Raw genomic sequence first — 5,523 nt, forward strand, 5'->3', positions numbered from 1 at the left:
CGGAACTCAGTGGGGTAGGGCTTCGGCACAGCAACATCCTTCCAGGCCGCCCTCCCAGGGCAAGCCAGATCAGATGTCACCTATTCGTGCAGCAGTCCCCTCCACCGTCACGATCGACTAGCTGGTCTGTTTCGCCTGATTCCCGTGAAGCCGCTGCGAACCCGTCGCATGGGGCGAGGCGGTGGAAACTGCGACCTTCGGGAACAGCACAACCTTGCTATTGCGGCGTCGAAAAAATCGACGTTGCCTCAGAAGTGCTAGTGCAATTCTCGTCCTTCATCGACGCACTCGCGTCGATGTGGGTCCGCCGCTCCTCGAGGAGCTCAAGAGGCACCCGCCGACGACACGCAATCGGTTACCGGACATTCTGGAGCCACTGCGGCGTTCAGAAGCGGCATCACTCGGTCGACGGTATTCGCGCGCACGAACGCGCTCGGGCTGTTGTCGTTGCGCGTTGCTCTGCAGAAGGCTCAAAACACTCTCGAGTCCCTCCCGGCGCCGCCCCCACGCCGCGTGTCCGGACCCGCACTCCCCCGCACTCAGCCCGCGATCGCCCGCCCATACACCTCGAGCATCGCCGCCGTCCGCGACGACTGCCGGAAGTCGGCGGCGACCTGCGGATCCGGCTCCGGCGCACGCCCGGCCGCGATGTCGGCGGCTGCAATGCGCAGAGTGTCCGCGAGCGCGGCCACCCGCGCAGGCTCGTCCACCCCGACGTCGGGCACCGCCCACAGCCCGCCCCGCAGCTCACCCGCGATGTCGGGGTCGCTTACGACCGTCGGAGTGCCGAGGGTCGCGGCCTCGAACGGCGTCATCCCCTGGGTCTCGAAGCCGATCGAGGTCTGCACCACTGCGTCGGCCGCGGCGATCCTGGCGAGCACCTCGGCATAGCCCACCCGTCCCGCGAAGTGGATGCCGGGTCGCCCGGCGCGTGCGGCGATGCGCTCGGCGGCGCGCCGCTCTCCCCCGCCGCCGACGATCTCGATGTCGGCGTCCACGTCGCTCGCGACGACGGCCTCCAGGAACGGCAGCAGCCGCTTCTCCGGGCTCATCCGGCCGAGCCAGATGAACCGCGGCCTCCCCGGGATGCGCTCCGCCGGCGCGGCCGCGAGCACCTGCTCGCGCACCTCGTCGTCGATCCCGTTCCAGATCACGTCCACGGATCCGAAGACGCCGTGCTCCTCGAGCCGACGGGCGAAGTGCCCCGAGGGCGCGGTCACGGCCCGCGACTCCGCGGCGATCCCGGCCAGGTACGCCCAGCCGTCTGCAGCGTGCGGCTGCGTGCCGATCCCGCGCAGCGCCGTGCGCCGCCACAGGTTCAGCGCGCCGAGCACGGGCTTGTGCAGCGGGGTCACCGCGGCGATGCCGACGTCCACGCGGTTGTGCATCGTGTGCACAGCGGGGATGCCGTGCCGGTGCGCGAAGCGGTGCCCGATGTACGCACCCCAGAAGTCGGCCTGCACGTGCACGAGATCGACCGGCGGACGGCGGGTCAGCGCACGGTCGAGGAAGCGGTCGGTGCGTCGTCCCGGCCAGGTCAGCGAGTACTCGCGGTCGGCCGTGATCGGGATCGAGGGGAGGTCGACGTATCCCGGGTCGTCCTCGGCGCCGGCGAGCCTCGCCCGCTCGGCGTGCATGCGCGGCGCGACGATCGTGACCGTGTGCCCTGTCCGCTCCAGGTACTTGCGCTGCAGCCGCATCGAGACCTGCGCCCCGCCCAGCGACTCCGCGTGCTGGTCGCCGAAGAAGAGGATGTGCATCCGGGGCTACTCGGGCAGCGGCTCGTCGCGGTACAGCGCCTCGAAGGTGTCCAGCGTGCGGTTGATGTCGTGCACGAGCACACCGTCGAGCGAGGCGCGCTGCATGCGCTCGTACTCGGCGGGATCCGCCGTGAGCACGTCGGTCAGCCGTGCGGCCAGCTCGTTGACGTTGCCCGGCTCGAAGAGGTAGCCGTTCTCGCCGTCGTGCACGAGGTGCGGCAGCGCGACGGCATCGGCGGCGACGATCGGCAGCGCCGACGCCATCGCCTCCATGGTCGCGATCGACTGCAGCTCGGCGATCGACGCGATCACGAACAGCGACGCGCGGCTCAGCAGGCTCCGCAGCTCGGCGTCGGTCGTGCGGCCGTGGAAGATCACGCGATCCTTCAGGCCGAGCTGCTGGGCGAGCGCCTCGAGCTGCTTGCGCTGGTCACCGCCGCCGACGATGTCGAAGGTCACATCGAGAGCGGGATCCAGCTTGGTCATCGCCTTGAGGATGACCTCGACCTGCTTCTCGGCGGTGAGGCGGCCGACGAACACGATGCGGTTCTTCTCCCGCGGGCCGATGACCGGCGTGTACTGCGTGCGGTCGATCCCGCAGCTGATCGGGATGACGCCCTCGACGTCGATCGTGCGCTCGAGGAAGTCCGCCGCGCGGCGGGTCGGCGTGGTGACGGCGCGGGTGAGCGCGAACGTGCGGCCCGCGTCCGCCCAGGCCAGGCGCAGCACGATGTCGTCGATGAACTTCGGCATCGTGGTGTGGTCGAGGATGTTCTCCGCCATGACGTGGTTCGTGGCGATCACCGGAATGCCGCGCTGGTGCGCGATCCGCGACAGGCCGCGTCCGATCACGATGTGCGACTGGATGTGCACCACGTCGGGCTGCACCTCGTCGAGCACCTTCCTGGCGTAGTGCTTCGAGCGCCACGGCCACACGAAGCGCAGCCAGTCGTGCGGCGCCCAGCGCACCGACGGCAGCCGGTGCAGCGTCATCGCCTCGCCCTCGATCACCTCGATGCGGGGCTTCGCCGTGCGGTAGGCCTGATTGGGGGCGACGACGTGCACGTCGTGGCCGCGCTGCACGAGGCCTGCGGCGAGGCGCTCCGTGAACCGGGCGGCGCCGTTCACGTCGGGAGAGAAGGTGTCCGCGCCGATGAGGATCCGCAGCGGGCGCGGCGCCGCGGGCTCTGCCGGGGTGGACGCGGTGCTGTCGGGGGTGGCCTGCGGGCGATGGTCGCCGGGGGAAGTCACGTGATTGCTGCCTTTTGCTGGGCCGCGGTGCCGGCGAGCACCTCATCGGCCGCTCGAACCCCGCGGAGATGGCCTGGATCGGGCGCTGGCCACTCTACCGGAGGGGGCTGGGGATCCGAGGGAGGCGGATCCGAGACGGCGTCGCCGCGCGGCGGAGGGCCGGCGCTGTGGTCGCAGCACCGGCCCTCCGTCGCGGCTCAGGCCCCGAGCACGATCCTCTTGGCGTGCCCGTGCCCGTCGAGGTCGAACTCGAGGGTGAGCGGCGACGTCCCGACGACCCTCACCCCGTCATCCCCCTCGACCACGGTCGACTCCGCGACGCCGGCGAGGACGACCCGCGCGGTCGTCTGCGTGCGGCTCGGATCCGACAGGGCGACCGTGGTGCGTCCCGCGTCGGTGCGCACCGCGAGAGAGCACGGTCCGCCGACCGTCACGCCGTACGCGGGCGTCGCATCAGCCGGTGTCGCCTGGAAGAAGTTGGCGAGGACGAGCCCCTGACCCGCCACGCGGATCGCCTGCGCCTGCGCGTTGTTCGCGAGCACCTCGACGCTCGGCGCATCCGACTCCGTGAACGTCACCGAGTGCGCCACGTTCGGCAGCACGATGTAGGCGTATCCCCCGCCGGACGGATCCGTGCCGTGGTGATGCGTCACGGTGACGTAGTCGCGGTTCTTGACCTCGGTCGTGCCGCCCGTGTCGGATCCGGAGTTGATCGTCTGCCAGTCGCCGGAGCGCGGCACCACCTGCACGTCGATCGCGCCTGAGACGTTCTCGCCCTTGAGGAAGACGTATCCGCCGTGACCCATGATGTGCACGTTGCGCTTCACGGTGATCGCCCCGTCGGCCGCGGTGAGGACGCGGTTGCGGTTGTCGGTGCGCACGTTCGGCACGGTTCCCTGCGCGAAAGAGCGGTTGTCGATCGTGGTGAACACGTCGAACCCTGATGCCGACGCGATCGCGGATCCCAGGCACACGACCTTGTCGTCGAGGAAGAACCACGACTTGCGCGCGCTGAGCGACTTGTCGAAGTTCAGGTGGTCCATGCCCTGGATGCCCCAGCGATCGTCGAGCGCGAGGCCGCCGCCGAACGCCTGGAACGCGCGAGGGATGCCCGTGCCGTCGGTCGCGCCGTTCGCCCTCGGCGCCGCCGTGACCGTCGTGCCCGGCAGCCGGTACGGGTCGACCGTGGGCCAGAAGTCGGCGCTGTACTGGGCCGGATCCGCCGCGCTGTAGAAGAAGGTCATCCCGTCGCCCTGGTACCAGCCGAGGTTGTTCTCCTTGTTCCCCCACTCGTAGCGCCCGATCCGCTTCGACGAGACGTTGACCACGGCGCTGAAGCCCGGGCGGTGGTGCACGAGGCGGTCCTGGTCGCCGAACGCCCGCGTGTAGACCGGGGCGTCGGCCGGCACGACCGCGTCGTCGCCGAGGATCGAGGTGACGAGCAGCGACTTCGCCACGGTCTGGGTGTGCAGGCCGTAGAGCTTCTCGTCGGTGCAGCGCTGCAGCCAGCCCTTCACGAGCGAGAGGTAGCGGGAGCGGTACGGCTCGCCCGCGCCCTGGGCGAGCAGCAGGATCGCGGTGATGGCGGCGGCGCCGTCGACGTAGTCGGGCTCGCCCTGCCGCGACACCGCGCGTCCGCGGACGGCCTCCATCATGCGGCCGTTCCAGATGAACGGGGCGTAGGAGGCCTCGACCGCGTCGAGGACGACCGACTTCTTCGGGTCCGTCACGTCCCAGTCGCTTCCGCCGAGGAGTCCCAGGATCTCCGCGATGCCGCCCAGTGTGACCACGCCATAGGTGCCGACATAGGGCAGATACGTGTGCTGCACGAAGGATCCGTCGACGTAGAAGCCGTCGCCGCTCGTGACATAGCCGAACACGCTGTTCTTCCCGGCGCGTACCGTGTCGCTGAGGGCGTCGCGGGCGAGCGCGACCTCGTCGGGACGCCCGTCGAGGATTCCGCGCAGTGCGCAGGACAGGGCCTTGTCCGTGCGGTTGGCGCCGGTCTCGGCGAGGCTCGTGCCACGGCCTCGCCAGTTCGGGTCCGGCGTGAAGAAGCGTGCGGCGGCCAGGAGCGCGGTGCGCACGTCGGCCGGGACCACATCGTGCAGCAGGATGCAGATGTCGGCCGCCTTGCGGGGCACGCCGATCTCCCAGAACCACCAGTTGCCGACCGGGGACTTGCCCGCCGTGTAGACGTTCGCGCTGAGCCAGGTCAGGGCGTCCACGAGATCGGCGGCGAGCGCCGCATCGCCGTGCTGCGCGCACCCCGCGGTGGCGTATGCCAGCGCGAGGTCGAAGATGCGGTTGAAGGTGACCCCCATGTTCCCGGACAGGACGGTGCCTGTCACGCCCGCGAGGGGCAGATCGCTCCAGATCCCGGGGGACGCCGCCGGGCGGACCATCGCGTTCCAGGACGCGGTCGCCGCGGCGCTCATCCCGCTCAGCACGCCGGCGAGCTCGGGGACGGCCGCGGCGCTGCCGTCGCCGGCGAGCATGACCGCGCGGCGCT

The 5,523-nt window shown here is 70.5% G+C and carries 3 protein-coding genes; all 3 read right to left on the reverse strand.

Features of this window, described 5'->3' with window-relative positions; genetic code table 11:
• Positions 1-539: 539 nt before the first annotated feature.
• The gene (locus B7X32_RS17750) at positions 540-1,760 is read right to left on the reverse strand and encodes a glycosyltransferase family 4 protein (protein ID WP_292722650.1); all 1,221 of its coding nucleotides are present in this window, start codon (positions 1,758-1,760) and stop codon (positions 540-542) included.
• A 6-nt stretch (positions 1,761-1,766) separates the two neighbouring features.
• Complete coding sequence (locus tag B7X32_RS17755) at positions 1,767-3,011, reverse strand: glycosyltransferase (RefSeq protein WP_292722653.1); 1,245 nt, start codon at positions 3,009-3,011, stop codon at positions 1,767-1,769.
• A gap of 197 nt (positions 3,012-3,208) precedes the next feature.
• A partial coding sequence (locus B7X32_RS17760) for a polysaccharide lyase 8 family protein (RefSeq protein ID WP_292722655.1) occupies positions 3,209-5,523 on the reverse strand: 2,315 nt, incomplete at its 5' end.

It is taken from the genome of Microbacterium sp. 13-71-7, assembly GCF_002257455.1.
In the GTDB taxonomy this organism is placed as follows: domain Bacteria; phylum Actinomycetota; class Actinomycetes; order Actinomycetales; family Microbacteriaceae; genus Microbacterium.

Coding starts and splice junctions, on each gene's coding strand:
- B7X32_RS17750 (WP_292722650.1), bottom strand. CDS start 1,760: ATGCACATCCTCTTCTTCGGCGACCAGCACGCGGAGTCGCTGGGCGGG.